Annotated in this window: 24 protein-coding genes and 1 pseudogene; 11 read left to right on the top strand and 14 right to left on the bottom strand. The window is 69.9% G+C overall.

The window, feature by feature from the left end; genetic code table 11:
• Positions 1 to 114: 114 nt before the first annotated feature.
• The 3 genes from ACFWIW_RS20865 to ACFWIW_RS20855 form a co-directional block, all read right to left on the bottom strand.
• A complete protein-coding gene (locus ACFWIW_RS20865) occupies positions 115 to 1095 on the bottom strand; it encodes a hypothetical protein (RefSeq protein ID WP_378369944.1) in 981 nt (326 codons plus the stop codon).
• 73 nt (positions 1096 to 1168) lie between these two features.
• On the bottom strand, positions 1169 to 2014 hold the full coding sequence (locus ACFWIW_RS20860; RefSeq protein WP_240598052.1) for a PspA/IM30 family protein: 846 nt from the start codon (positions 2012 to 2014) through the stop codon (positions 1169 to 1171).
• A gap of 194 nt (positions 2015 to 2208) precedes the next feature.
• The gene (locus tag ACFWIW_RS20855; RefSeq protein WP_378369943.1) at positions 2209 to 3090 is read right to left on the bottom strand and encodes an RNA polymerase sigma-70 factor; all 882 of its coding nucleotides are present in this window, start codon (positions 3088 to 3090) and stop codon (positions 2209 to 2211) included.
• Between the two features lie 174 nt (positions 3091 to 3264).
• Between ACFWIW_RS20855 and ACFWIW_RS20850 the strand changes: the two genes are divergently transcribed.
• Positions 3265 to 3741 (top strand): carboxymuconolactone decarboxylase family protein, encoded by a 477-nt coding sequence (locus ACFWIW_RS20850; RefSeq protein WP_378369942.1) that lies wholly within the window; start codon positions 3265 to 3267, stop codon positions 3739 to 3741.
• A 53-nt stretch (positions 3742 to 3794) separates the two neighbouring features.
• Here the strand turns inward: ACFWIW_RS20850 and ACFWIW_RS20845 are convergent, their stop codons facing one another.
• The 4 genes from ACFWIW_RS20845 to rimO all read right to left on the bottom strand — a co-directional run bounded on the left by ACFWIW_RS20845 (position 3795) and on the right by rimO (position 6945).
• A complete protein-coding gene (locus ACFWIW_RS20845; RefSeq protein WP_043847994.1) occupies positions 3795 to 4244 on the bottom strand; it encodes a helix-turn-helix domain-containing protein in 450 nt (149 codons plus the stop codon).
• Between the two features lie 101 nt (positions 4245 to 4345).
• Positions 4346 to 4807 (bottom strand): CinA family protein, encoded by a 462-nt coding sequence (locus ACFWIW_RS20840; protein WP_378369941.1) that lies wholly within the window; start codon positions 4805 to 4807, stop codon positions 4346 to 4348.
• Positions 4808 to 4858: 51 nt separating this feature from the next.
• The gene (pgsA, locus tag ACFWIW_RS20835; protein ID WP_378369940.1) at positions 4859 to 5500 is read right to left on the bottom strand and encodes a CDP-diacylglycerol--glycerol-3-phosphate 3-phosphatidyltransferase; all 642 of its coding nucleotides are present in this window, start codon (positions 5498 to 5500) and stop codon (positions 4859 to 4861) included.
• Positions 5497 to 6945: a 30S ribosomal protein S12 methylthiotransferase RimO gene (gene rimO / locus ACFWIW_RS20830; protein ID WP_378369939.1), complete on the bottom strand. Its 1449-nt coding sequence runs from the start codon at positions 6943 to 6945 to the stop codon at positions 5497 to 5499. The genes pgsA and rimO overlap by 4 nt, the downstream gene beginning before the upstream one ends.
• Positions 6946 to 7033: 88 nt before the next feature.
• On the opposite strand from rimO, the gene ACFWIW_RS20825 reads away from it, so the two are divergent.
• Positions 7034 to 7561, top strand: coding sequence for an amino-acid N-acetyltransferase (locus tag ACFWIW_RS20825; protein WP_240598058.1), 528 nt, complete (start codon positions 7034 to 7036; stop codon positions 7559 to 7561).
• Positions 7562 to 7604: 43 nt separating this feature from the next.
• Here the strand turns inward: ACFWIW_RS20825 and ACFWIW_RS20820 are convergent, their stop codons facing one another.
• Positions 7605 to 8132: a CGNR zinc finger domain-containing protein gene (locus ACFWIW_RS20820; protein WP_378369938.1), complete on the bottom strand. Its 528-nt coding sequence runs from the start codon at positions 8130 to 8132 to the stop codon at positions 7605 to 7607.
• A gap of 58 nt (positions 8133 to 8190) precedes the next feature.
• Here ACFWIW_RS20820 and ACFWIW_RS20815 point away from each other — a divergent pair, with 58 nt between their 5' ends.
• Positions 8191 to 9036, top strand: a complete 846-nt coding sequence (locus ACFWIW_RS20815; RefSeq protein WP_378369937.1) for an alpha/beta fold hydrolase — start codon at positions 8191 to 8193, stop codon at positions 9034 to 9036.
• A gap of 11 nt (positions 9037 to 9047) precedes the next feature.
• Entirely contained in the window at positions 9048 to 9692 is a 645-nt protein-coding gene (locus ACFWIW_RS20810; RefSeq protein ID WP_378369936.1) for a nitroreductase family protein, read from the top strand.
• Between the two features lie 181 nt (positions 9693 to 9873).
• On the opposite strand, the gene ACFWIW_RS20805 is transcribed toward ACFWIW_RS20810, so the two are convergent.
• Positions 9874 to 10332 (bottom strand): hypothetical protein, encoded by a 459-nt coding sequence (locus tag ACFWIW_RS20805; RefSeq protein WP_378369935.1) that lies wholly within the window; start codon positions 10330 to 10332, stop codon positions 9874 to 9876.
• Positions 10333 to 10444: 112 nt separating this feature from the next.
• Positions 10445 to 12772 carry a DNA translocase FtsK gene (locus tag ACFWIW_RS20800; protein ID WP_378369934.1) on the bottom strand — a complete coding sequence of 776 codons (2328 nt, stop codon included), beginning with the start codon at positions 12770 to 12772 and terminating at the stop codon, positions 10445 to 10447.
• 297 nt (positions 12773 to 13069) lie between these two features.
• Between ACFWIW_RS20800 and ACFWIW_RS20795 the strand changes: the two genes are divergently transcribed.
• The 6 genes from ACFWIW_RS20795 to ACFWIW_RS20770 all read left to right on the top strand — a co-directional run bounded on the left by ACFWIW_RS20795 (position 13070) and on the right by ACFWIW_RS20770 (position 18348).
• Positions 13070 to 13879, top strand: a complete 810-nt coding sequence (locus ACFWIW_RS20795) for a lysophospholipid acyltransferase family protein (protein WP_378369933.1) — start codon at positions 13070 to 13072, stop codon at positions 13877 to 13879.
• 48 nt (positions 13880 to 13927) lie between these two features.
• Complete coding sequence (gene wrbA / locus ACFWIW_RS20790; RefSeq protein WP_378369932.1) at positions 13928 to 14542, top strand: NAD(P)H:quinone oxidoreductase; 615 nt, start codon at positions 13928 to 13930, stop codon at positions 14540 to 14542.
• A 70-nt stretch (positions 14543 to 14612) separates the two neighbouring features.
• Positions 14613 to 14903, top strand: a complete 291-nt coding sequence (locus ACFWIW_RS20785; RefSeq protein WP_378369931.1) for a hypothetical protein — start codon at positions 14613 to 14615, stop codon at positions 14901 to 14903.
• Positions 14903 to 16435: an alpha/beta hydrolase gene (locus ACFWIW_RS20780; protein ID WP_378369930.1), complete on the top strand. Its 1533-nt coding sequence runs from the start codon at positions 14903 to 14905 to the stop codon at positions 16433 to 16435. Before ACFWIW_RS20785 ends, ACFWIW_RS20780 begins: the two co-directional genes overlap by 1 nt.
• Positions 16436 to 16506: 71 nt before the next feature.
• Positions 16507 to 17061 (top strand): hypothetical protein, encoded by a 555-nt coding sequence (locus ACFWIW_RS20775; RefSeq protein WP_378369929.1) that lies wholly within the window; start codon positions 16507 to 16509, stop codon positions 17059 to 17061.
• Positions 17062 to 17376: 315 nt separating this feature from the next.
• Positions 17377 to 18348, top strand: a complete 972-nt coding sequence (locus tag ACFWIW_RS20770; RefSeq protein ID WP_378369928.1) for a DMT family transporter — start codon at positions 17377 to 17379, stop codon at positions 18346 to 18348.
• On the opposite strand, the gene ACFWIW_RS20765 is transcribed toward ACFWIW_RS20770, so the two are convergent.
• Positions 18325 to 18915, bottom strand: coding sequence for a DUF305 domain-containing protein (locus tag ACFWIW_RS20765; protein WP_378369927.1), 591 nt, complete (start codon positions 18913 to 18915; stop codon positions 18325 to 18327). The two genes, ACFWIW_RS20770 and ACFWIW_RS20765, sit on opposite strands and share 24 nt — an antisense overlap.
• A gap of 151 nt (positions 18916 to 19066) precedes the next feature.
• Here ACFWIW_RS20765 and ACFWIW_RS20760 point away from each other — a divergent pair.
• Positions 19067 to 20475 (top strand): annotated as a pseudogene (locus ACFWIW_RS20760) (amino acid permease).
• On the opposite strand, the gene ACFWIW_RS20755 reads toward ACFWIW_RS20760, so the two are convergent.
• The 3 genes from ACFWIW_RS20755 to dapA all read right to left on the bottom strand — a co-directional run bounded on the left by ACFWIW_RS20755 (position 20405) and on the right by dapA (position 24995).
• A complete protein-coding gene (locus ACFWIW_RS20755; RefSeq protein ID WP_378369926.1) occupies positions 20405 to 21964 on the bottom strand; it encodes a VWA domain-containing protein in 1560 nt (519 codons plus the stop codon). The pseudogene ACFWIW_RS20760 and the gene ACFWIW_RS20755 sit on opposite strands and share 71 nt — an antisense overlap.
• Before the next feature lie 323 nt (positions 21965 to 22287).
• On the bottom strand, positions 22288 to 23985 hold the full coding sequence (locus ACFWIW_RS20750) for a ribonuclease J (RefSeq protein WP_240598076.1): 1698 nt from the start codon (positions 23983 to 23985) through the stop codon (positions 22288 to 22290).
• Positions 23982 to 24995, bottom strand: coding sequence for a 4-hydroxy-tetrahydrodipicolinate synthase (gene dapA / locus ACFWIW_RS20745; RefSeq protein ID WP_378369925.1), 1014 nt, complete (start codon positions 24993 to 24995; stop codon positions 23982 to 23984). The genes ACFWIW_RS20750 and dapA overlap by 4 nt, the downstream gene beginning before the upstream one ends.
• Positions 24996 to 25022 lie beyond the last annotated feature (27 nt).

Raw genomic sequence — 25022 nt, 5'->3', positions numbered from 1 at the left:
GATCGAACGGACGACACGCGTGATTGAACGGCGATCTCGCGTGATTGGGCGGACATCACGAGTGTCGTCCGCCCAATCACGCGTGTCGTCCGTCTGATCACGCGAGTTACGGGTTCAGGACAGTTCGCGCAGGGCCATGGCGAGGCCGGCGAGCTTGTCGGTCGCGTCGGAGAGCGACTCCTTGGACGACGTCATGCCGTCCGAGCTCGCGGCGACGGTGTGCCCGGCCGCCGCGACGAGACCGCCGTAGCCGTCTAGACCGTCGTCGAGCTGCTCGCGTAGTTGCTTGATGGCGGCGTCGAGGGCGCCGCGTTCCCGCTCGGGCGCGGCGTCGCGGCCGCGTTCGATGGCCTGGATCCGGCCCGCGAGGCCGCGCAGGGCCTGTGCCGCCTCGGCGGCGGTGGTGCGGGCGTCCGCGACGGCGATCTCCGAAACCGGCATGGTGCCGAGCGAGGTCGGCTGCGAAAGCTGGCGAAGGAGCTCCGCCAGCGAAGCCTCGCTCTCGGCGAGGCGCTCCATCGGCTCACGCGCGACCGACCGCGCCGGGGGCAGCGGCGGCGGAGCGGCGGGGGCGGCGGGCAGCACGGTGCGGTTGAGCGTCCGCAGCCGCAGCCCCGACTTGACCCCGAAAGTCCCGAAGATGACGGCGAAAGCGCCGCCCGCGATGGCCTGGAGGACGTCCGCCTCACCGTTCTTCAACAGGCCGGTGCCCGCGACGACGGCGAACAGTCCACAAAGGAAGGTGAGGAGGATCCAGAACGTCAGTGCCCGCGAGGCCCGGCGTTTGCGTCGTTCCAATTTGGCGGCGGGTTCGTTCCAGCGCGCCCACTTGGCCTTCGCGTCGGCGACGACCGGGATCTGCCCCGCGGCCATCGACGTCAGCTGCTGCGAGATCTTCGGCATGGCGGGCATCTGCGGCATCTGCGGACGCGGCCGCGGCGGCTGAGCGGGGCGCGGGGACGAGCCCTGCTCGGAGGGCGGGATGTAGCGCTGCAGCTTCTCCTGCGCGCGCTGGGCGTAGTCGGGCAGCTTCTCGATGTGCTTCTCAAGCTTGGCGGTGAACTCCCCGAAGTCCTTGCGCCTGCCCTGCCCCATGCCCTCTCCCCTGTCTTCTGGTGAGACCGGTCCCGCACCCGCGCGGGGTGCGGGACCGGCTCCAGTTGGTGTGTCAGGCGGGGTTCTTGCCCTGTTCGGCCTGAACCCGTGCCTGGATCTCACGCTGGATGTCCGCGGAGCTCGACGCCTTCGCCGGCGCGGCGGCGGTCTTGCCGTCGGTCACCTGAGCGACGGAGTCACCCTTCATGGACGCGCGGATCTGCTCCAGCCGCGAGTGTCCCGCGAGCTGCGTCGTGGAGGCCTGGACCTCCATCATCCGGCCCTGGACGGAGTTCTGTGCGAGTTCGGCCGAGCCCAGCGCGGTGGTGTAGCGCTTCTCGATCTTGTCGCGAACGTCTTCCAGCGACGGGGTGTTGCCCGGAGCGGCCAGCTGGCTCATCTGGTTCAGCGAAGCGGAGACCTGCTCCTGCATCTTCGCCTGCTCCAGCTGCGAAAGCAGCTTGGTGCGCTCGGCCAGCTTCTGCTGCAGCATGGTCGCGTTGCGCTCGACGGCCTTCTTCGCCTGCTCCGCAGCCTGAAGCGACTGGTCGTGCAGGGTCTTGAGGTCCTCGATGCTCTGCTCGGCGGTGACGAGCTGCGCGGCGAAGCTCTCCGCCGCGTTCTCGAACTCGACCGCCTTCTGCTCGTCGCCCTTGGCACGCGCCTCGTCGGCGAGCACCAGCGCCTGGCGGGTCGAAGCCTGCAGCTTCTCCACGTCGCCGAGCTGGCGGTTCAGCTTCATCTCCAGCTGACGCTGGTTACCGATCACCGAGGCGGCCTGCTGGGTCAGCGCCTGGTGGTTGCGCTGCGCCTCCTCGATGGCCTGCTGGATCTGTACCTTCGGGTCGGCGTGCTCGTCGATCTTCGACGAGAACGCCGCCATCATGTACTTCCAGAACTTCACGAACGGGTTGGCCATCTCCTCCGCCTGCCTTCTCGCATCCCACGGGCTGTTACCTCGAGGTGGGGCGTCCCCTCTGTGATGTTGCAACGTCCCGACCCCGGCGTTGAGTTCCATCGTGTCAGGTCGGCGTCCCGCGTTCCAGGCGACCCCGACGGAATTCAGGGATCCCCCTGACTGTGATGTCCACGACCTTTCGGGTTGACCCTCCGTCAGCGGCGCAGCGCGGTCTCCTCGTCCATACGTGACAGCTTCTCCGGATTGCGCACGGCGTAGAGCCCGGTGACGAGCCCGTCCTCCACTCGCAGCGCGACGACCGTGTCGACCTCGTCGCCGAGCCGGAGGATCAGCGCGGGATGGCCGTTGACCTGCGCCGTGACCATCGTCGCCGCCTCGTCCCGGACCGGACGGCTCGCCGCCAGCAGCGGCGCGACCAGCGCGGCACCGACCACCGGCTCCAGCACGGCCTGCACCACCCCGCCGCCGTCGCCGAGGAAGACGACGTCCGGTGACAGCACGTCGAGCAGTCCCTGCAGGTCACCGGTCCGGACCGCGCGGTGGAACGCGTCGAGCACGTCCTTGGTCTCGCCGGGCGACGCGGCCCCGCGCGGCCGCCGGGCGGCGACGTGGGCCCGCGCCCGGTAGGCGATCTGGTGGACCGCGGCCGGGGTCTTGCCGACGGCTTCGGCGATCTCGCCATAGGGCACGTCGAACACCTCGCGCAGCACGAACACCGCGCGCTCGGTCGGGGCGAGGGTCTCCAGCACCAGCAGCATCGCCATCGAGACGCTGTCGGCCAGCTCGACGTCGTCGGCGACATCGGGGCTGGTGAGCAGCGGTTCCGGCAGCCAAGGACCGACGTAGGACTCCTTGCGGCGGCCGAGCGTGCGCAGCCTGCCGAGCGCCTGCCGGGTGGTGATGCGGACCAGGTACGCGCGCGGGTTCTCCACGGAGCCGAGGTCGACGCCCGACCAGCGCAGCCAGGTCTCCTGGAGGACGTCCTCCGCGTCGGCGGCCGAACCGAGCATCTCGTAGGCGACGGTGAACAGCAGGTTCCGGTGGGCGACGAACGCCTCCGTGGCGGTGTCGGACATGGACTCGCTCCTGTTCTCGGCGACGGGGTTGCCCACACCGGATGCCGCGGCTCCCCGATTCCTGACACATCGGGGCCGTGGCGCTCGTCACGTCCCGCTCCTGTCAGCGCGGCCCGGCCGACGGCGTCTGGTGGTCGTCAAGTTCGGCACACGACCACGAAAGAGGACGAGATCATGGACACCCGGTTCGATCTGAACGGCACCGAGCTCGGCGCGAAACTCGGCAAGCGCTTCGCGAACGTCAGTGTCGGCATCAAAGGCTCGACGCTGCCGAAGGTCACCCAGGAGCTGGTGTCGCTGCGGGCCAGCCAGCTCAACGGCTGCGGTTTCTGCGTCGACGCCCACGCCAAGGATCTGGCGGCCGCCGGCGAGCCCGCGGTCCGCGTCAACCTCGTCGCCGCCTGGCGCGAATCCACCGTGTTCACCGAGGCCGAGCGGGCCGCGCTGGCGCTCGCGGAGGAAGGCAGCCGCCTCGCCGACGCGCACCACGGTGTCTCCGACGAGACCTGGGCCCTGGTGCGGAAGCACTACGACGACGATCAGGTCACGGCGCTGGTCTACCTGGTCGCGATGATCAACGCCGCCAACCGGCTGCTCGTGATCACGCACACCAAGGGCGGCTCCTACCAGGCGGGCACGTTCGACAACTGACGGGAAGAGGCCCCAGGCGGACTGCCTGGGGCCTCTTCCGTTCACGACCTTTGCTAGGCGGCGACCATCTTCGGAGCGGAGATCGTCGTCCGCAGCGTGGGGCTCATCCGCGGCGGCGGCGAGATCCGCAGGTCGGCCAGGTCGTTGCCGATCAGCTCGGACACCAGACGGCCGCCTTCGAGCTCGCCCGCTTCGGCGCTTTCCCGCTCCGGAGCGCGCCGCTTGCCCGCTTCGACCTTCTCGTCCACCGGGGCGACCTCGACGTTGTCCATCGCCGAGACGTCCGCCGCGACCTTGTGCAGGAGTTCGCCCAGCGGAAGGTCCAGGGCCTCGCAAATGGACGCCAGCAGCTCGCTGGACGCCTCCTTCTGCCCGCGCTCGACCTCGGACAGGTATCCGAGGCTCACCCTGGCGGCGCGGGAGATGTCCCGCAGCGTTCGACGCTGGTTCGTGCGGGCGTGTCGGAGCCGGTCGCCGATCGCCTCGCGCAACAGCACGGTCATCACGCGCCTCCCTTCCAGGACTGACTACCCCCTACGTTACCCAGAGCGGTGCCCTGGGCGCAGGTGTTGACACGGCAATACGCCAAGGGCGAACGCGGCGATCATGCGAGATGTTCCCCCAGCAGGGCGAACGCGCCGGAGACGGCACCTGCCCTGACCGCGGCCCGATCACCGCTCAAGTCCAGCGTACGGACGGTGAGGACGTCCGGCCCGGCGAGACCGACGTGGACGACACCGGGCGCGACGCCGTCCTGCCCGTCCGGCCCCGCGACTCCCGTCAGGCCGAGGCCCCAGGTGGCGCCGCACCGATCCCTCGCGCCGGCGGCCAACTGCGCCGCGACCTCGGGATGAACGGCGCCATGCGCGGCGAGGAGGTCTTCGTCGACCCCGGCCAGCTTCGCCTTGAGGTCGGTGGCGTAGACCACCAGCCCGCCTCGCACGACCGCACTCGATCCGGGGACCTCGGTCAGCGTCGCGCAGACCAGCCCGGCGGTCAGCGACTCGGCCGTCGCCACCGTCTGCCCGCGCTCGATCAGGTGAGTGATCAAGGTCTCAGCTTCCATCCATGCCCCCGCCGCCACCCTCAGCGGACGCGCTGCGCGCGGCTGTGCCTGTCATGAGCCGGCGGCACGCCTTCCGGCCGCGCGCAGCCGCACCGCGCGTACGACGTAGTCGAGCCCGGTCACGACGGTCAGCACGAGCGCGAGCCCCATCAGCACCCAGCGCACCGGCTCGGCGGACGCGGGCAGGGGCAGCAGGTACGCGGTGATGGCGGCGATCTGCGCGAGCGTCTTGGCCTTGCCGCCCCGGCTCGCCGGGATGACCCCGTGCCGGATCACCCAGAACCGCAGCAGCGTCACGCCGATCTCGCGGACCGCGATGACGATGGTGACCCACCAGCCCAGCTCGCCGAGCACGCTCAGCCCGATCAGCGCGGCCCCGATCAGCGCCTTGTCCGCGATCGGGTCGGCGATCTTGCCGAAATCGGTGATCAGCCCGTACTTGCGCGCGACCCAGCCGTCGACCTGGTCGGTGAACGACGCGATCGCGAACAGCGCGGTGGCGATCGCGCGCCAGAACGTGTCCTCCCCGTCACCGGTGAACAGCGCCAGCACGAACAGCGGCACCAGCACCAGCCGCGACATCGTGAGCAGGTTCGCCAGGTTCAGGGTCGGGACCGGGGTGGCATCGGGTACCCGGGCGTGCTCACCGCCCGTCCCCTCACCGGCCCCGGCGTCGCTCGGGGCGGCATTCACCGGTCGGCCTCTGGCGGCGCGGGCCGCACGATCAGGTCGACACCCTCCGAGTCGACGACCTCGCAGCGGACGAAGTCACCCACCGCGAGCTTCGGCAGGTCTTCGGTCTCGATCAGGACGCATTCGCCGTCGACCTCGGGGGCCTGGTGCGCGGCACGGCCGATCGGGTCCTCGCCGTCCTCCGCCTGCTCGATCAGGACGTCGACGAAATCGCCGATCCGGTCTTCGGCACGCTGCGAGGTCAGCTCCTCGACCAGTGCGGAGATCCGCGCGACCCGCTCGGCCACCACGGACTCGTCGAGTTTGCCGTCAAAGGTCTCGGCCTCGGTGCCGTCCTCGTCCGAGTAACCGAAGACGCCCACCGCGTCCAGGCGGGCACCGTTCAGGAAGCGCTCCAGCTCGGCGAGGTCCTCCTCGGTCTCGCCGGGGAAGCCGACGATGACGTTGGTGCGGATGCCGGCGTTGGGCGAGTGCTCGCGGATCTGGTCGCACAGCGCGAGGAACGAATCCGTGGAGCCGAAACGGCGCATGCGGCGCAGCACGGTCTCGCTGGAGTGCTGGAAGGACAGGTCGAAGTAGTCGGCGACGCCCGGGGTGGTCGCGATGGCCTTGACCAGGCCGGGGCGCGTCTCGGCGGGCTGCAGGTACGAGACGCGGACGCGTTCGATCCCGGGCACCGCGGCCAGGCGCGGCACCAGCAGCTCCAGCGCGCGGGCGCCGTCGCGGCCGAAGTCCTTGCCGTAGGAGGTGGAGTTCTCCGAGACGAGGAAGACCTCCTTGACGCCGTTCTCCGCGAGCCACATCGCCTCGGCGACGATCTCGTCCGGCTGCCGCGACACGAAGGACCCGCGGAACGACGGGATCGCGCAGAACGAACAGCGACGGTCGCAACCGGAGGCGATCTTCAGCGCGGCCACCGGGGAGGTGTCGAGCCTGGTCCGCAGCACCCGCGGGCCCCAGCCGTGCTGCGCGTGCCCGGGCACCTCGACCGACTCGGCGGCGGTCGGGCGCTGGACCGGGCTGATCGGCAGCAGCTTGCGGCGGTCGGACGGCGTGTGCGACTCGACCTTGCGGCCGGCCACGACGTCGTCGAGCCGCTCCGCGAGGTCGGCGTAGTGGTCGAAGCCCAGGACCGCGTCGGCCTCGGGCAGGCTCTCGGCCAGCTCGTTGCCGTAGCGCTCGGCCATGCAGCCGACGGCGACGACCTTCTTGCCGGTGTCGGACGCCGCGAGCAGCGTGTCGACCGAGTCCTTCTTGGCGGACTCGACGAAGCCGCAGGTGTTGACGACCACGACGTCGGAGTCCTCGGGCTCGGCGGCGAGCTCCCAGCCGCCCGCCGCCAGCCGTCCGGCGAGTTCCTCGGAATCGACCTCGTTGCGGGCGCAACCGAGGGTCAACAAGGAAACGCGACGGGTGGCGACAGGATCAGTGGTGGGAGAAGGCACGTGCCTTAGGGTAGCTGGCCTGCCCACGGGGTCGGCGATCGCTCGCTCGGGCGAGCCCTCGGCCGGGCCGGGCGCCGGGGATGGCTTAATGGTGGACGTGCCCTCAGACCCTCTCCCGCACCGCCGCCCCACCGTCCGCCGGGCGCGGATCGCGGACGTCCGCAAGATCAAGGCGCTGGTCGACTCCGACGCCGGGACGGTGCTGCTGGAGAAGGAACTCGTCACCCTCTACGAGAGCGTCCAGGAGTTCTGGGTGGTCGAGGACGGCGACGACGTACTCGGCTGCGGCGCGCTCCACGTCCTGTGGGAGGACATCGCGGAGCTGCGCACCATCGCGGTCGACAAGGACTCCCGGGGTCGCGGCATCGGGCACGCGCTGGTGGCGCAGCTGATCGACTTCGCCCGCGAGATCGGGCTGAAGCGGCTGTTCGTGCTGACCTTCGAGACCCACTTCTTCGCCGGGCACGGTTTCGTCGAGATCGACGGCACTCCGGTGACACAGGAGGTCTACGAGGAGATGCGGCGCTCGGCCGATCCCGGTGTAGCGGAGTTCCTCGACCTGCCGTACGTGAAGCCGAACACCTTGGGCAACAGCCGGATGCTGCTGGAGCTGTAGCCGAACGGGACTTTCCCCGCATAGGACGCGGTGAAGGACGCTTTCAGCCCTTCGCGGCGTGGCGCGCGACCCGCACCCGGTTGCCGCACAGCGACGGCGTGCACCACACGCGCCTGCTGTTGGCCGCCACGAACAGCATCGAGCAATCGTGCGCGCCGCATCGCCGCAGCCGAGCGGCACGCGGCCCGGACACGAGGTCGATCGCCGCGACCGCGACCGCGGCGAGGGCGATCTCGCCGCCGTCCTCGCCGTGCCAGCACGTCTCCGCTCCCCCGTCGGTCAGCCGCGGGCTGGTCGGGACGGCGGCCGCGGCCGCGTTCACCCGCTCCACCGCCCACGCCTCGGGCTCCCGCGCCGCCACGACCGCCTCCAGCAGCTCACGCACCGCCGAACGCAGCCGCCTCGTCTGCTCGGGCGACGGCGCCTGGGCGCCTTCCGGCAGAGCCTGTGCCGCCCAGAACTTCGCATGGCCGCCGTCGAGCAGATCGACCGGCGGCGAGACGGCAAGCATGACCGTGTCGGCGAGGTTCACCGCGAGATCGTCACCGGGAAGCGAGTCGAGATCGAGCATGCCTTGACACTATCAGGTACTAATGGTTCAAGACAGTTTTAACCATTAGGGAGTGTTCATGGCGACCATCCGGCACCGTTCCGTCAAACTCGGCGACGTCGAGGTCTTCTATCGCGAAGCCGGCGACCCCGAAGCGCCCGTTTTGCTCCTGCTGCACGGCTACCCGACGTCGTCGCACCAGTTCGTGCGGCTGATGCGGCGTCTCGCCGGACGGTGGCGGCTCGTCGCGCCGGACCTGCCCGGTTTCGGGCAGACCGTCACGCCCGAGGGCTTCACGTTCACCTTCGACCGGCTCGCCGAGGTCGTCGGCGAGTTCGTGGACGCGCTGGAACTGCGGCGATACGCGCTCTACGTCTTCGATTTCGGCGCCCCGACGGGCCTGCGGCTGGCCGTCTCGCGGCCGTCCCAGATCACGGCGCTGATCACGCAGAACGGCAACGCCTACGTCGAGGGGCTCGGCCCGGCGATGCCGGACTTCCCGTCCCTGACCGACGAAACCGAGGCGCGGCGCGGGTTCGAGAAGATCCTCGAACCGGAACAGATCCGCTACCAGTACACCGGCGCCCGCGATCCGGAAACCGTCGATCCGGCGAACCACCTGCTGGACCAGTACTTCCTGAGCCTGCCTGGCCGGGCGGAGGCGATGCTGGACCTCTTCTGGGACTACCGGAACAACCCGCCCGCGTACCCGAAGTTCCAGGCGTGGCTGCGTGAGGCCCAGCCGCCCGTGCTCGCCGTATGGGGCCGCAACGACCCGTTCTTCGTCCCGGCGGGAGCCGAGGCTTTCCGGAATGATGTCCCCTCGGCGGAGGTCCACCTCTTCGACACCGGGCACTTCGCACTGGAAGAAGACCTCGAACCGATCAGCGAGCTGATCGACCGCTTCCTGGCGGCACATCTGTAGAAAGGCGGCATATGGACACCTCGGTCACCGACCACCTGCTGAGCACGACGCGAGCGGTCCGCCGCAAACTCGACCTGGACCGGCCGGTGGAACCCGAGGTGCTCGACGAGTGCCTGCGGCTCGCGCTGCAGGCGCCCACCCCGGGCAACCAGCAGGCGTGGCGGTGGCTCGTCGTGCGGGATCAAGGCGTGAAGGACCGGCTGTCCGAGCTGTTCCGGAGGGCCGGAAAGGCGTACCTGGAGACGAACGCGGCGGCACTGGGCGAGGCGATCACCGAGCCTTCGGTGGCGCGGGCGTTCGCTTCGGGACAGCACCTGATCGACGTGATCGACCGGGTGCCCGTGTTCGTCGTCCCTTGCCTGAACGGCAGGCCGAGCGGCGACAACGCGACCGACGCCGCGTTCTACGGCGGGATCTTCCCGGCGGTGTGGAACTTCCAGCTGGCGCTGCGGTCACGAGGCCTCGGCTCGACGCTCACGACGTACCACCTGACCCACGAGGCGGAGGCGGCCGAGATCCTCGGCATCCCGTCCGGCGTCACACAGGTGGGGCTGCTGCCGGTCGCCTACACGACGGTGCCGGACTTCAAACCCGCGGCGCGCGTGCCGCTGGCCGAAGTCGCGTATCTCGACGGCTGGGGAAACGCGCTCCGGTGAGGCAGTCGTGACGGTTTCGCGTGACGGGATGGACGACACACGTGACTGGACGGACGTCACGCGTGTTCCCGCGTGTCGTCCGTTAAATCACGAGTGTCGTCCATTCAGACACATGTGTCGTCCGTCCGGTCACACGAAACCGCCACCCGCGCACCGGCAGCACGGACCTGAACGTCCCTCGCTAAGCCTTGGACACCCGCAGGGTGACCTGGTCGCCCCCCGAACTCACGGCGACCAGGTCCACCCGGCAGGCGGCGAACTCGACGGACTGCCTGCCCCCACGTCCGGTGGAGGCGAGAGCCGCCGTCGTCCGCTCGCCGCGTCCCGGTTCGGCCAAGGTCAGCTCGACCACGGCCTCCCCTTCCCAGACGCAGACCATTCCCGTGGCGCAGCGGGAATCGGACACCAAGCGGGCGAAGCGGATGCTGACGTCCTTCGACGCGACCTCCGTCGTGTCACCGGTCTTGAGGACGACGGTCTCCCCCAGCTCGACGCTGTTCTGCGCGTCACTGGCGGGCTGAGGCCGCTGCGCCGGCGAGGGCTGGGCCGACGCCGGTTGTTCGCGCGCGGCGGAGCTGCCGGCTCCGCAGGCGAGGCCGGCCAGTGCGCAGAAGACGACGAGCAGCTTCTTGAGGTCCACGGGCTAAGGACGTAGCGGAGGCTCCGGTCCGTTGCACCGGTCTTCAAAAGCCTCGTGAGTGGTAAGGACGGTTAGAACCGTCCTTACCACTCACGAGGCTTTTCGCAGGGGTTCAGTCGTCGGAGACGTCGCCGCCGTTCGCATCCCCGCCGCCGCGGATCATGAACAGCACCGACTCCAGCTCCTCCGGCTTGATCAGCACGTCCCGCGCCTTCGAGCCCTCCGAAGGACCGACGACACCGCGGCTTTCCAGCAGGTCCATCAGGCGTCCGGCCTTGGCGAAGCCGACCCGCAGCTTCCGCTGCAGCATCGACGTCGAGCCGAACTGCGAGGTGACGATCAGCTCGGCGGCCTGCAACAGCACGTCGAGGTCGTCGCCGATGTCGGAGTCGATCTCCTTCTTCTCGCCCGCCTTCGCCGCGGTGACGCCGTCCTGGTAGTCCGGCTGCGCCTGTTCCTTGGCGAAGTTCACCACCGCGGAGATCTCTTCGTCGCCGACGAAGGCGCCCTGGATACGGACCGGTTTCCCGGCGCCCATCGGCAGGTACAGCGCATCACCCATACCGATGAGCTTCTCCGCGCCCGGCTGGTCGAGGATGACCCGCGAGTCGGTGAGCGACGACGTGGCGAACGCCAGCCGCGACGGCACGTTCGTCTTGATCAGGCCGGTCACGACGTCGACCGACGGCCGCTGGGTCGCCAGCACCAGGTGGATACCGGCGGCACGCGCCTTCTGGGTGATCCGGACGATCGCGTCCTCGACGTCGCGCGGGGCGGTCATCATGAGGTCGGCGAGCTCGTCGACGATCGCCATGATGTACGGGTACGGCTGGTAGACGCGCTCACTGCCCGGCGGCGCGGTGATCTCGCCCGAGCGCACCTTCTTGTTGTAGTCGTCGATATGCCGGACCTTGTTGACCTGCATGTCCTGATAGCGCTGCTCCATCTCCTCCACCAGCCAGGCCAGCGCCGCGGCGGCCTTTTTCGGCTGGGTGATGATGGGCGTGATCAGGTGCGGGATTCCCTCGTACGGGGTCAGCTCGACCATCTTCGGGTCGATCAGGATCATCCGGCACTCGTCCGGCGTCGACCGCGCGAGCAGCGACACCAGCATCGAGTTGACGAAGCTCGACTTACCGGAACCGGTGGACCCCGCCACCAGCAGGTGCGGCATCTTCGTCAGGTTCGCGGTGACGAAATGGCCTTCGATGTCCTTGCCGAGCCCGATGACCATCGGGTGGTTGTCCTTGACCGTCGACGGCGCGCGCAGCACGTCGCCGAGGCGCACCATCTCGCGGTCGGAGTTCGGCACCTCGATACCGACGGCGGATTTGCCGGGGATCGGCGCCAGCAGCCGGACGTTGTCGGTCGCCACCGCGTAGGCGATGTTCTTGGTCAGCGCGGTGATCTTCTCGACCTTCACGCCGGGGCCGAGCTCGACCTCGTACCGGGTGACCGTCGGCCCCCGCGTGAAGCCGGTGACCTGCGCGTCGACGTTGAACTGCTCCAGCACGCCGGTGATCGCCTCGATCATGGCGTCGTTGGCCTTGCTGCGGGACTTCGGCGCGTCGCCGAGCTTAAGCAGGTCCGGCGGCGGGAGCTTGTAGTCGCCCTCGACGGTCCTGGTGACCGCCAGCGGCGCCTCGGCCTTCTTCGGCTTCTTCTCTTCGACAGGCTTGGGCGCGGGCTTCGGCGGACGCAGCGGCGTCGGCGCTTCGGCCAGCGCGGCCTCGATGTCGAGCTGCTCGCCCTCGTGGTCGGCCGAAGCCTGGCGGCGGCGCGACGGCTTCCGCAAGCGGACCGACTTCGGATCGGCCTCGGTGACGGCGTCGCGTTCCTCGTGGATGGCCTTGCGCTCGGCCTCGGCCTCTTCGATCTCCTCGGGGTCGAGACCCCAGTTCCGCAGGCGGTGCGGGATCTCCCGGACCGGCGTCCCGGTGAACACGAGCGTGCCGAACAGCAGCGCCAGCACCAGCAGCGGCACGGCGACCCACGTGGTGACGCCCATGGTCAGCAGGCCGCCGGAGAACGCGCCGATCACCCCGCCGGCGTACATCCGGCCGTCGTTGGTCTCGGGCAGCGCGGTGAAGATGTGCAGCAGGCCGAGCACCGCCAAAACCACCAGCAGGGTGCCGATGACCATCCGCGGCCGGGCCTCGGGCACCGGCTCGGACCGCATCAGCGCGACGGCGACCACGGTGAGCACCAGCGGGAGCGTCACCGCCCCGGCGCCCAGCAGCGAACGGGTGCCGATCTCCACCCAGCCGCCGATCGGGCCGGCGGCCCGCCACCAGACGCCGAACGCGATCACCAGCGCCAGCGCGATGAGACCGAGGGCGAGACCGTCGCGACGGTGCTCGGGTTCCAGTTCGCGGCCGCGGCCGACCGTCCGCGCGAGGGTGCCGAGGCCCTTCGCGAGCAGGTTCCAGGTGCCGCGCACCCCTTTGGCGAACGTGCCGGACGATTTCTTCCGTGGCGCCGGACGTCGTGGAGCGGGCTTCCTCGCAGCCGTTGACCTGGGCTTCGCCGGGGTACGCGGCTTTCGCGCCGGCCCCTTGCTGCCGCCGCTTCGCGCCGTACTCCGCTTCCTGGTCGTCGACCCGCTAGCCATGTCTCCACGGTAACCGCCTCGACCCTCCAGCCCCGGCTGCCACTCGGGGCACATCCGGAACATTCGTCTCAGGTCACAGCTTGAGCGGCCATCCGGGTGAAAAGGGCTTCATGACATGCTCTGCCCATGTTCGCGCTGCATCAGGAGGACAATTCGGCTCGCCGCGCCCCGGCCATCTGGCGCACGATGCTGAACATCGACCGGGGGCTGGTCAACTTCGTCGGCAAACTCACCGTGACCGGCGGTGTTTCGGCGGAACTGCGACGGCGGCCCCTGCTCATGACGGCCAACCACATCGGCGTGTTCGACGCGTTCGTGCTGATGGCGGCCTGCAAGAGGATCGGCATCAACCCGCGGTTCATGCTGGCGGGCGGCATCCTCGACGCGCCGGTCATCGGCCCGGCGCTGCGGGTCAGCGGGCACCTGCGGGTCGACCGCAAACAGGCGTCGACGGCCGTCGGCCAGTTCGCCGAAGCCGCCGAAGCCCTGCGGACCACCCACGACCCGCTGATCGTCTACCCCGAGGGCCGGATCAGCCACGACCCCGGCCTGTGGCCGGAGCGGGGCAAGACCGGCGCGGCACGGCTGGCGCTGGCCGCCGGGGTGCCGGTGATCCCGATCAGCCAGTGGGGCGCGCACGAAGCCGTCTACTGGGGGACGGAGACCGTCAACGGCCCCGCCGATCTGGTGCCGCTCGCCAAGTCCGGGCTGAGCGCACCCATGCGGCGGCCGCGGTTCAAGGTGCACTTCGGCGAGCCGGTGGACCTGTCGGAGGTCGAACCGGAGCGGCCGGGCGCCGGGGTCCGCGCGCACGCCAAGATCATGCAGGCCATCACCGACGGCCTGGTCCCGCTGCGCCGCGACGAACTGGACAAGCCCCGGTTCCACGACCCGACGCGGCCGACGGACACCGTCAGCCCCTGGAAGAAGCACTGAGTTCCGGATCCTGAGACGGGCGCTCACGCTCGCCTAAGGTCGGCGGACGTGAGCACCCGCATCCTCGTCGTCTACTACAGCGCGACCGGCAACACCGCGAAACTCGCGTCGGCGCTGGCCGACGGTGCCCGCGAGGCCGAGGCCGAAGTCCGCGTCCGCACGGTTCCCGAAACCGCCCCGCCGGATGCCGTGGCGAGCAATCCGCGCTGGCAGGCGTGGGTGGACGCGGGGCCGCACCACGAGACGGCGACGCTGGCAGACCTGGAGTGGGCCGACGGTTTCGCGGCGGGCAGCCCGACCCGGTTCGGTGGCCCGGCCGCGCAGCTGAAGTCCTTTTTGGACAGCACGGGCGGCCTGTGGGCCAAGGGAAAGCTCGTGAACAAGGTCGCGACGTCGTTCACCACCGCGTCCACCGCGCACGGCGGGCTCGAATCGACCGTGTTGGCGACGAACAACATCTTCTATCACTGGGGCGCCATCGTCCTGCCGCTCGGCTACACGGATCCTCAGCTGCTCGAATCGGGCAATCCGTACGGCGGCTCGTTCGTCTCGCGCAAGTCCGCCGAACCCGACGATCTCGCCCGCGGCGCCCTCCGTCTGCAGGGGCGGCGGCTCGCCACCGTCTCGCGCTACATCGCCGACGGACTCGTCAAGGACGGGTGAAGGGAACCGCGCGTCCGTCTCCCGCGTCGTAGAGTGGTCACACAGCGTCACGCTACGGGGAGGAAGCGGGATGACCGGCGGGTACGAGGTGGCTTTGGGGGCGATCGGCGCGGCGTCAAGCGCGGCGAAACGGGCTTCGGCCGACGTCGGGAAGGTGGACCTCGCGGCCACGCTCGCCGGCGTCGCGACGGGCTTGCCGGGTGGTGTCTCCGGTGAAGCGGCCCGGCTGCTCGCGGACGCGTGGGGCCGCGCGGTGCCCGGATGGGCAGGGAACACCGCGGATTACGCCGAACGGCTGGACGCGGCGGCCGTCCGCTACCGCTCCAACGAGCTGGCGGCGTCACGGGAACTCCCCGTCTGATGCTCACCTGGGGTGATGTGCGCCGCTGGGATCCGGCCGCGATCGGCGAGGTCGCCGACGCGCTCAACGACGGCTGCACCCGGATCATCGCCGCGAACGACGACGTCGAAGCCATGGCGCGCTTCACGGGCTGGAGCGGCGACGCGGCCATCGCCGCGACGACGCGGGGCGAATCGCTGACCTCGACCTTGGAGCGACTCGTCGCCGGGGCGTCCGCGGTCCGGCGGGGTGCGCACGAGGTGCAGATCGCGCTGGACCGGATCGTCGCGTTCGTGCGGGAGACCGACGAACTGGCCAACCGGAACGGCCTGACCATCGGCGCCGGTGGCGAGATCACCGTCGGCGTCCCGCGGCCCGACCAGGCTCGCGTGATGGCGGAACTGACGGACAGGGTCGAACAGGGCCTGCGCCGCGCGACCGACGTCGACGCCGATTTCGCCGAGATCCTGCGGCGGGCCCTGCGTGGGGAGATCACCGAACAGGGTGGTGGCACGCTCGCCCAAGCGGCCGACGCCGGAGCCGCGCAAAGCGGCCTGTCGATCATCGGCCCGCCGGAGAACGGCACCCCCGGCGACAACAAGGCCTGGTGGGCGAGCCTGTCGGACACGGCGAAAGTCGCCCTGCTGCAAGGAAATCCGGGGCTCATCGGGAATCTCGACGGCATCCCGGCGGCCGACCGCGACGCCGCCAACCGCGCCGTCCTCGCCCGCGAGATCACGCGGCTCCAAGGCGATCCGAAACTCAAGGGACTCGAAGCCATCCAGCAGCGGCTGGACCGGTCGGAGCCGCAGGCGTTCCTGCTGGGGCTGGACACCGCCGGCGACGGGAAGGCGATCGTTTCCGCGGGGAATCCCGACACGGCGGTGAACGTGGCGACATACGTGCCGGGGACGGGATCGGAGTTGTCGAAAATCGGCGGCGATCTCAACCGGTCCGACAAGATGTGGGCCGCGGCGACCACGTCGGGCTCGCCCTCGACGGCCGTGATCACCTGGCTCGGCTACGACGCGCCGAACGAAATCACCGACGCCGCGAGCGACAAGTACGCCGACGGCGGCAAGGCGGCACTCGCGCAATTCCAAGACGGGCTACGGGAAACACACCAAGGACCGCCTTCGCACAACACGGTGATGGGGCACAGCTACGGCACCACCGTCGTCGGGCACGCGGCCGTCGACGGCGGACTCGCCGCGGACGAACTGGTCTTCGTGGCGAGCCCCGGCGTCGGCGCGCACGACGTCAGCGAGCTGCGACTCGACGGGGTGGATCAGGACGAGATCGGCAAGCACGTGCACGCGACGGTGGCCGAGCACGACATGATCAACCTGGCGAACCTCGAAATCGCCGGATACGACCCGATCCTCGGCCAGGACCCGGCCGACGCGGACTTCGGCGGGCAGGTGTTCACTTCGGCTCCCGGCACGGACGGATGGGGCGGGTACAGCAAGGAAGCGCACAGCGAATACTGGGAAGACAACAACCCGTCATTGAACAATCTCGGCCAGATCATCGCCGGGAAGCCGACGACTTGAACCGGGCTCTCATATTCATCCTCGCCTCGCTGATGCTCTCGGCGGCCTGTTCCCCTGGAGGTGGGGACGACATGGAATCGACGATCACCGAACAGCAGGCTCGCGACAAGGTCGAGCAGTACATCCAGGGCGCGCTGTCGGCGTTACCCGCCGGCGCCGAGCTGAAGCCGTTCACGCGGAACCGTTCGGAATGCACGGACCCGACCGACAAAGGCCCGCTGGGGCGCTTCGAGATCTCCGCGACCTACGAGATCATCGGCCTGGACCCAGCACGGTTCGCCGAACATTTCACGGCGATCACCCAGTGGTGGGAGTCGCACGCCTTCAAGATCCTGACCGACTCCCGGCCGACGGATCAGTACGTCTTCGCCCGCAACACCGGCGATGCCTTCGACATGTCGATCAAGGCGAACGACCTCGGCAAGTTCTACGTCGGCGCCACATCCCCTTGTGTCTGGCCGAACGGCACCCCCGAGCCCCAGGCCCTCGAAGCCACCGAGCCGGAGCAGCCGGTCGCCGCTCCCCCGGAACCGGAGCCGGAGCCGGTGCGCAAACCGCGTCGCGCTCCCGTCGACGACGAGGACTTCGCCCAGACGAACTGGACCGACGGCGGCACCTCCTTCTGACCGCTCGCCCAAGTACACAAAGGTCGAGTTTCCTCGGCTGAGCCGAGGGAAGGGGGCATTCACGCGCAGGCGCCGTGACTGCTGGTGCATATGGGACGCTCGTGGCGATCATCAAGTCCGTGAAGGCCTCCTTGAGGGACCCAGAGTCCCTCAAGGAGGCCTTTACGGACCTGCCCGGTGGCCCATCCGCAGCCAGGACCGCTCGTGAGTGGCGAGGACGGTTCTAACCGTCCTCGCCACTCACGAGGCCCGGCCGGGGACCAACCGGTGGGAAAACGGGTCGACCCGCCGTCACCCGGCCTCTACCCTCCGGCCGTGACCGCCGAACTCGCCGCCGCCCCCAGCCAGCACGTCGCGCATCGCGGCCGGGGCATCACGCTGATCCTGCTCGCCGCGCTCTTCTTCGGCACCTCGGGTGTGCTGGGCAAACCGGCGATGCAGGCCGGGTTGTCGCCGGAGCAGGTCGCGGCGATCCGCATCGGGCTGTCGGCGGTCGTGCTGCTCGCGCTGGTCGCCGTCTTCCGGCCGAAGCTCCTCAAAGTCACGAAGAACGAGTGGCCGCTGCTGCTCGCGTACGGCTCGCTCGGCGTCGCGGGCGTCCAGCTCATGTACTTCCTCTCGGCGGGCCGGATCCCGGTCGGGATCGCCATCCTGCTCGAGTTCACCTCGCCGGTGCTGATCGCGTTGTGGGTGCGGTTCGTGCGCCGGGTGCGGTTGCCGAGGGCGATGTGGGCGGGGATCGCGCTGGCGATGACCGGGCTCGTACTGGTCGCGCAGGTCTGGGAGGGGCTCAGCCTGGACGTCCTCGGGTTGCTCGCCGGGCTCGGCGCGGCCGTCTGTTCGGCGGGCTACTTCCTCCTCGGCGAGCGCGGCGTCGCGGACCGGGATCCGCTCGGCATGGTCACCTGGGGGATGACGATCGGCGCGGTACTGGTGTGCGCGGTCGCCCCGCCGTGGACGATCCCGTGGGGCGTCCTCGACGCGCCGGCCACGTTCGGGCCGTGGGAGCCGCCGGTGTGGTCGTTGCTGATCGCGCTGGTGCTGATCGCGACCGTCCTCGCCTACGCGACGGGCATGGCGGCGCTCCGTCATCTCCCGGCGTCGGTGGCGAGCGTCGTCGGGCTGGTCGAGCCGCTGATCGCCGCCGCCGCGGCCTGGCTGCTGCTGGGCGAGGCGCTCAGCTGGATCCAAGCCGCCGGCGCGGTGGTGCTGCTGACCGGCGCGTATATCGTCCAGCTGAATTCGAACGTGGTCCAGACGGACTCAACCCTGTTGGAAGCCCCGTAGGTCGCCGATCTCCTGCTGCTGCGAACGCGAAGTCGTCGCGGCGAGGTCGCGGGCGTCGGGGTTGCGGCCGTGCTGGGTTTCGGCGTCGGCGATGCGGACGCCGGCCTCGCGCTGGCGCAGCAGCCGCGCGACGAACTGGCGGTCGAAGTCCTTTCCGGACAGTGCGGCCAGTGCCGCCATGTCGCCGGGGCTGACGTAGCCGTCGCGCTGGACGTGTTCGAGGTTCGGATCGTCCGGCGCGGGCTGCCCCCACGCCTCGATCAGCCCGGAGAGCCGAGCGATCTCCGGTTCGTGCGTGTCGATGATCCGCTTCGCGAGCGCCTTCAGCTGCTCGTTCGCCGCGCGGGTTTCCGCCAGGGAAGCCAAATCCACGCCCTGCTGATGGTGCGCGAGGGCCTGCCGCGCGAAGGCGAGGTCGGCGTCGTTGAACGGGACGGCGGCCTGCTGCGCCACCGGTGACGAGCCGGGAGGCGCCGTCTGCGACTGGGGCGCCTCGTCCGAGCAGCCCGCGAGCGCGACGGCGGCCAGGGCGACGGCGGGCAGGAACCGGAGGACGGCGTGCGGCATCGAAGAGCTCCTCGGAACGCGGTGGAGGTGCCTAGGTTGGCAGAGTCCACATCGGCCTGTTCACCTGGGGTTGCGCAAACACTTTTCCTTCGGGCCACACGGTGCGACAATCCCGCGATCCGCCGTCACCCCGACAGGAGGTCACCGCGACATGGGTCCAGAATCCGGCTCCGAACGGGCGGGGCTGCGCCCGGACCTGTGGCAACGCCACGTGCGGATGATCGCCCTCGGCGGCATCATCGGCGCGAGCCTGTTCATCGGCAGCGGCGCGGTCATCCACACCGTCGGCCCGGCGGCCGTCCTCTCCTACGCCATCGGCGGCCTGATCGTCGTGCTGGTGATGCGGATGCTGGGCGAGATGGCGACGGCCTCGCCGTCACAAGGGTCCTTCATGGAGTACGCGCGGACCTCGCTCGGCGGCTGGGCGGGCTTCACCGTCGGCTGGCTGTACTGGTACTTCTGGGTCGGCGTGGTCGCGTTCGAGGCCGTCGCCGGGGCGAAAATCCTCCAAACGTGGATTCCCGTTGTGCCGCAATGGATCTTCTCACTGGTGCTGATGCTGCTGCTGACCGCGGCCAACCTCGCCTCCGCCCGTTCGTTCGGGGAGACGGAGTTCTGGCTCGCGTCGGTCAAGATCGCCACCATCGTGGTGTTCCTCGTGGTGGGCGTCCTGTTCGTGCTCGGCGCCTGGCCCGGCGGCTCGTTCTCGGTCGGCAACATCGCGCAGGACGGCTTCCTCGCCAACGGCCCGTTCTCGGTGGTGCACGGGGTGGTGATCGTGATCTTCTCCTACTTCGGCGCGGAGATCGTCACCATCGCCGCAGCCGAATCGCGGGAGCCCGAGACCGCCGTGCGCAAGGCGACCTCGTCGATCGTGTGGCGGGTCATCGTGTTCTACGTCGGCTCCGTGACGCTGCTGGTGATGATCACCGGCTGGCGCGACATCCCGACCACGACCAGCCCGTTCGCCGCCGCGTTCGGCCGGTTCGGCATCCCCGCCGCGGAGACCGTGGTCAGCGCGGTGGTGCTGACGGCCGTGCTGTCGGTGCTGAATTCGGGGCTGTACACCGCTTCCCGCATGCTGTTCGCGTTGCGCGGCAACGGCTGGGCGCCGAAATGGATCGCGACACGAACCGGCGCGGCGTCCCGTGGAAGGCGATCCTGGTGTCCACTTCGGTCGGTTACGTGGCCGTGGTGATGAACTTCGTGTCCCCGGACAAGATCTTCTACTTCATCATCAACTCCGCCGGCGCGGTCGCGTTGTTCGTCTACGCGATCATCGCCGGCTCACAGCTGCGGATGCGGCGCCGCCTGGAGGCCGAAGCGCCCGAACGGCTGAAACTGCGCATGTGGGGCTACCCGTGGCTGAGCCGGCTCACCCTCGCCGGGACGCTGGCCGTGGTCGCGTCGATGTTGTTCGTGGACGCCGACACGCGGGCCCAGCTCTACCTGAGCCTGATCAGCCTGGCGGTGATCCTCGGCGTCTACTTCATCCAGCGCCGGCGATCCGGCCGAGAGCCCCGTAAAACACCTCTCCGATCTTCGCGGGATCACGGCTGAGGAAGGACTGGCCGCCGACGGGCGCGACGAGCTGCCGGAGTTCGGCCTCGTCGGCGTCCGGGCCGATCCCGATGGCGATCAACGGCACCGGGCGCTCCCGGTCGCGCAGCTTTCCCAGCTCCGCCACCAGGTTGTCACGGCCGATGCCGCCAGGATCGGTGTTGCGGCCGTCGGTCATCACGATGACGAGGTTCAGCTTCCCCCGCTCGAATTCCCGGTGTGCCAGCCGGTAGACGTCGAGGACGCTGTCGTAGAGCCCGGTCTGCCCATCCGGCACGGCGCGGACGGCACGCAACCGATCGACCGCCGTCAGCTGCTGCTCGACCGGGGCCATCGGCAGGATCTCCCGGTAGTCCCGCTCACCGTCCACTTTGGTCGCGAAGGCCAGGAAACGGACCTGTGACGTGGATTTGAACAAGTGCAGGGCGTTCTCCGCCGCCTCCAGCGTGATCCGCAGACGGGACTTCCCGGTTCCCGGGACCGGCGCGCTCATCGAGCCGGACACGTCGATGAGGACCTGGACCCTCACACTCGCGTTCACGCCGGCCCACTGGCTGAGCGCCTTGTCGACCTCGTCGGCGGCCGGGATCTCGGCACTGCGCTGCCCATGCGCCTGGATGCGCTGATCGGTTTCCGCCGGCCGCAACGCTTGGCCGCCGGAGGCGCGCAGTTCGGACGGTGTGCCGGTCGCGGCGCCATAGAGCAAGGCACGCTTCAGTTCCGCGACGGCCTCGGCCTGCCGCTGGTTCGCCCCCGCGATCTCGACGAACGGGTAGTCGAGCGCCATGGCCGCGGGCGAGTACGCGGCCACCAGCGCGGTCTCGCCCTCGGAAAGCCCGGAATTGTGCCGCAGCACCGCGTTCTCCGACGCGGGGAACACCGTGGCACCCGAAGTGGTGGTGGAGAACTTCCGGAGCAAGGCGACGTACGCTGCCGCCGGATCCGGCGCGTCCTTCGCGACCTCTCGTAGCGCCAGCAACGCGGAGACTCCCACGGGATCGCGCACCGGATCCGGCATTCCGGCGACGATCCCGGCGTGGCCGAGTACTTCCGGCCAGGTCGGCGGTTTGCGGGGCCAGCCGAGTTCCCGCGCGACCGGTTCGGCGACCGCGAGTACCACCGGCGAGCTGGCGATCGACGGCCCGGAGGCGGGAACCCCGTTGGCGTGCCTCAGGAACAGCGTCGAAGACGGGATCCAGGCCTGGGGCTTCGGCGCGGTTCCGGACAGTTCCCGCGCCAGCTGGAGGGGTTCCCTGGCCTGGACATCGAAGGCGACACACGCGAGATCGAGGGCGCGGGCGGCCCGCGTGACGGCCGGGGCGATGTCGGGCGACGCGGCGACGACCACCCGCGTGGTCTCGCAGTCGGGCCCGGACCGCGCCATGGCCACGACCACCCAGGTGGCCGCGCCGAGCACGGCCGCCAGCGAGACCGCCAGCAGCGGCACCAGTATCCGTCTTCGGGTCCGGGTGGTGGCGTGGCGTCCCATGGACTCTCCCGGTCTCCCGGCATGGCCTCGAGGAGCGTCCGAGGGTACGCCGACAGCACCCCTAGGGGAAGGCTACGACTTTCGGCGTAGAGAAACCCTACCGAGGCGGGAGGTGCCCCGGCGCGGCTCGCGAAACACTTGCCCGGTAAGGAAAACACTCGAAACCGGGGGAATTCGTGATGAACCGGCCCACCCGCGCGGAACAGCGCAAAGCGCGCAACGCCCTCTTCGGCCAGGCGATCACGGTCGCCTTCGCCCTGCTGCTCGCGTCCCGCCTCGTGAGTGGCAAGGACGGTTAGAACCGTCCTTGCCACTCACGAGCTTTAAACGGGGATGACCGTCGGAACGATCATCGGGCGGCGCCGGTAGGTGTCGGCGACCCAGCGGCCGACGACACGGCGCACTGCCTGCGCGATGCGGTGCGTGTCGGTGATGCCCTCGGCCTCGGTCCTGGCGAGTTCCATCTCCACCATCGGGACCACGGCGTCGAGCGCCTTCGGGTCGTCGGAGAACCCGCGTCCGGACACCGTCGGCCGCGTCACCGCGCGGCCGGTGCTGGTGTCCACGGCGACGGTGATGGCGATGAAACCGCCCTCGCCGAGCACGAGCCGGTCGGACAGGGTCGACTCGCCGACGTCGCCGACCGAGAGGCCGTCGACGTACACGTGCCCGACCTCGACCCGGCCGGTCCGCGTGGCCTTGCCGTCGACGAGGTCGACCACGACGCCGTCCTCGGCGATCACCACGTTCTCCGGGGCGACGCCGGTGCGCACGGCGAGCTCTCCGTTGGCGCGCAGGTGTTTCCACTCGCCGTGCACCGGCATGACGTTGCTGGGGCGCACCGCGTTGTACAGGTACAGCAGCTCGCCCGCGGACGCGTGCCCGGACACGTGCACCTTGGCGTTGCCCTGGTGCACGACGTTCGCGCCGAGCCGGGTGAGGCCGTTGACGACCCCGAAGACCGCGGTCTCGTTGCCCGGGATCATCGAGCTGGCCAGCACGACGGTGTCGCCGGCGCGGATCGAGATCTGCCGGTGTTCGCCGCGCGCCATCCGCGACAGCGCCGACAGCGGCTCGCCCTGCGAACCGGTCGACACGAACAGCACCTTGCCCTCGGGCAGGTCACTGGCCTGGTCGAGGTTGACCAGCAGGCCGTCGGGCACGTTCAGCAGGCCGAGATCGGCCGCGATGCCCATGTTCCGGACCATCGACCGGCCGACGAACGCGACCCGGCGCCCGTGCCGGACGGCCGCGTCGAGCACCTGCTGGACCCGGTGCACGTGGCTCGCGAAACAGGCCACGATGACGCGCTGGCCGACCTTGCGGACGACGTCGTCGAGCACCGGGCCGATGTCGCGTTCCGGCATGACGAAACCGGGCACCTCGGCGTTGGTCGAGTCGACGCAGAACAGGTCCACGCCCTCGTCGCCGAGCCGGGAGAACCCGGCGAGGTCGGTCAGCCTGCCGTCGAGCGGGAGCTGGTCGAGCTTGATGTCGCCGGTGTGCAGCACGACCCCCGCGGGCGTGCGGATGGCCACCGCGAGCGCGTCCGGGATCGAGTGGTTGACCGCGAAGAACTCGAGGTCGAACTCGCCGACCTTGCGTCGCTCGCCCTCGCGGACCTCGATCAGGTTCGGCCGCTGGCGGTGTTCCTTGGCCTTGGCCGCGAGCAGCGCGTTCGTGAACCGGGAGCCGTAGATCTTCAGGTCCGGCACGAGCCGCAGCAGGAACGGGACGGCGCCGATGTGGTCCTCGTGCCCGTGGGTGAGGACGAGACCGTCGATGTCCTCGAGGCGGTCTTCGATCGCGCGGAAGTCGGGCAGGATCAGGTCGACGCCGGGCTGGTCGTCCTCGGGGAAGAGGACCCCGCAGTCGACGATCAGCAGACGGCCGCCGAACTCGAAGACGGTCATGTTGCGGCCGACTTCGCCGATCCCGCCGAGCGCGACCACGCGCAAGGCGCCTTCGGGCAGCGCGGGCGGTGGGGTGGTCGGTCCGGGTCCGGTTGGCAATGAACTCACCGAGGCATGGTCCCTACGCTGGTATGTGAGGTCGGCGCCGTGTAGGCCGCCGCTGAATCTGCTTGTGCCACTCGTGCACCATGCCAGTCACTGGCGGCGCTTTCCCCGAGCGGCACGCCCCCCTGGGCGAGATCGGCGGAAATCGCCTGGAGCTGCTCGTCGCTCGCGGCCACGATGGGCAGCCGCGGGTCGCCGATGTCGAATCCGCGCAGCTTGAGGGCCGCCTTCGAGAACGCGACCCCGCCGACGCGGGACATCGCCCGCAGGACCGGCAGCATGCCGCGGTGGTTGGTGCGCGCGGTGGAGGTGTCGCCGGATTCGTAGGCGTCGATCATGCCGCGGATCCGGCCCGCCACGACGTGCCCGATCACGCTGACCACGCCCGCGCCGCCGACCGAGACCCACGGGAGGTTGAGGCCGTCGTCGCCGGAGTAGTAGGCGAGCTGGGTGTTCGCGATGACCTCGGAGCCGGCGATCAGGTCGCCCTTGGCGTCCTTGACCGCGAGGATGCGCGGGTGCTCGGCCAGCCGCAGCAGCGTGTCGACCTCGATGGGGACGATCGAGCGCGGCGGGATGTCGTAGAGCATCACCGGCAGCTCGGTGGCGTCGGCGACCGTGGTGAAGTGCGCGTACAGCCCGGCCTGGCTGGGCCGCGAGTAGTACGGCGTGACGACGAGGATGCCGTGGGCGCCGGCCGCTTCGGCCTGCTTGGCCTGCTCGATGCTGTGCGCGGTGTTGTTGGTGCCCGCCCCGGCGACGATCGTCGCGCGATCGCCGACGGCTTCGACGACGGCGCGGACCAGCTCGGCCTTCTCGGCGTCGGTGGTGGTGGGGCTCTCCCCGGTCGTGCCGTTCACGACGAGACCGTCGTTGCCCAGTTCCACGAGGTGTTCGGCCAGCTCCTGCGCCCGCTTCAGGTCCAGCGCGCCGTCGGCGTCGAAGGGGGTGGCCATCGCGGTGAGCACGCGCCCGAACGGTCTTCCCGGCGCTGCGGTGGGTGGAGTGGACATGGTGTGAAGGTACCTCCTGCGAACGCC

Origin of the sequence: Amycolatopsis sp. NPDC058340 (assembly GCF_042723975.1) — a bacterium.
Classification (GTDB): Bacteria; Actinomycetota; Actinomycetes; order Mycobacteriales; family Pseudonocardiaceae; genus Amycolatopsis.
This window is presented reverse-complemented; position numbering and strand designations above follow the sequence as displayed.

Bases quoted from the DNA above. Each gene is read 5' to 3' on its own strand.
- ACFWIW_RS20845 (WP_043847994.1), bottom strand. From the start codon at position 4,244: ATGACCGTGCTGTTGCGCGAGGCGATCGGCGACCGGCTCCGACACGCC.
- dapA (WP_378369925.1), bottom strand. From the start codon at position 24,995: ATGTCCACTCCACCCACCGCAGCGCCGGGAAGACCGTTCGGGCGCGTG.
- ACFWIW_RS20810 (WP_378369936.1), top strand. From the start codon at position 9,048: ATGGACACCTCGGTCACCGACCACCTGCTGAGCACGACGCGAGCGGTC.
- ACFWIW_RS20825 (WP_240598058.1), top strand. From the start codon at position 7,034: ATGGTGGACGTGCCCTCAGACCCTCTCCCGCACCGCCGCCCCACCGTC.
- ACFWIW_RS20785 (WP_378369931.1), top strand. From the start codon at position 14,613: ATGACCGGCGGGTACGAGGTGGCTTTGGGGGCGATCGGCGCGGCGTCA.
- ACFWIW_RS20865 (WP_378369944.1), bottom strand. From the start codon at position 1,095: ATGGGGCAGGGCAGGCGCAAGGACTTCGGGGAGTTCACCGCCAAGCTT.
- ACFWIW_RS20850 (WP_378369942.1), top strand. From the start codon at position 3,265: ATGGACACCCGGTTCGATCTGAACGGCACCGAGCTCGGCGCGAAACTC.
- ACFWIW_RS20820 (WP_378369938.1), bottom strand. From the start codon at position 8,132: ATGCTCGATCTCGACTCGCTTCCCGGTGACGATCTCGCGGTGAACCTC.
- ACFWIW_RS20815 (WP_378369937.1), top strand. From the start codon at position 8,191: ATGGCGACCATCCGGCACCGTTCCGTCAAACTCGGCGACGTCGAGGTC.
- ACFWIW_RS20855 (WP_378369943.1), bottom strand. From the start codon at position 3,090: ATGTCCGACACCGCCACGGAGGCGTTCGTCGCCCACCGGAACCTGCTG.
- ACFWIW_RS20860 (WP_240598052.1), bottom strand. From the start codon at position 2,014: ATGGCCAACCCGTTCGTGAAGTTCTGGAAGTACATGATGGCGGCGTTC.
- ACFWIW_RS20775 (WP_378369929.1), top strand. From the start codon at position 16,507: ATGGAATCGACGATCACCGAACAGCAGGCTCGCGACAAGGTCGAGCAG.
- ACFWIW_RS20840 (WP_378369941.1), bottom strand. From the start codon at position 4,807: ATGGAAGCTGAGACCTTGATCACTCACCTGATCGAGCGCGGGCAGACG.
- ACFWIW_RS20795 (WP_378369933.1), top strand. From the start codon at position 13,070: ATGTTCGCGCTGCATCAGGAGGACAATTCGGCTCGCCGCGCCCCGGCC.
- ACFWIW_RS20780 (WP_378369930.1), top strand. From the start codon at position 14,903: ATGCTCACCTGGGGTGATGTGCGCCGCTGGGATCCGGCCGCGATCGGC.
- ACFWIW_RS20765 (WP_378369927.1), bottom strand. From the start codon at position 18,915: ATGCCGCACGCCGTCCTCCGGTTCCTGCCCGCCGTCGCCCTGGCCGCC.
- ACFWIW_RS20755 (WP_378369926.1), bottom strand. From the start codon at position 21,964: ATGGGACGCCACGCCACCACCCGGACCCGAAGACGGATACTGGTGCCG.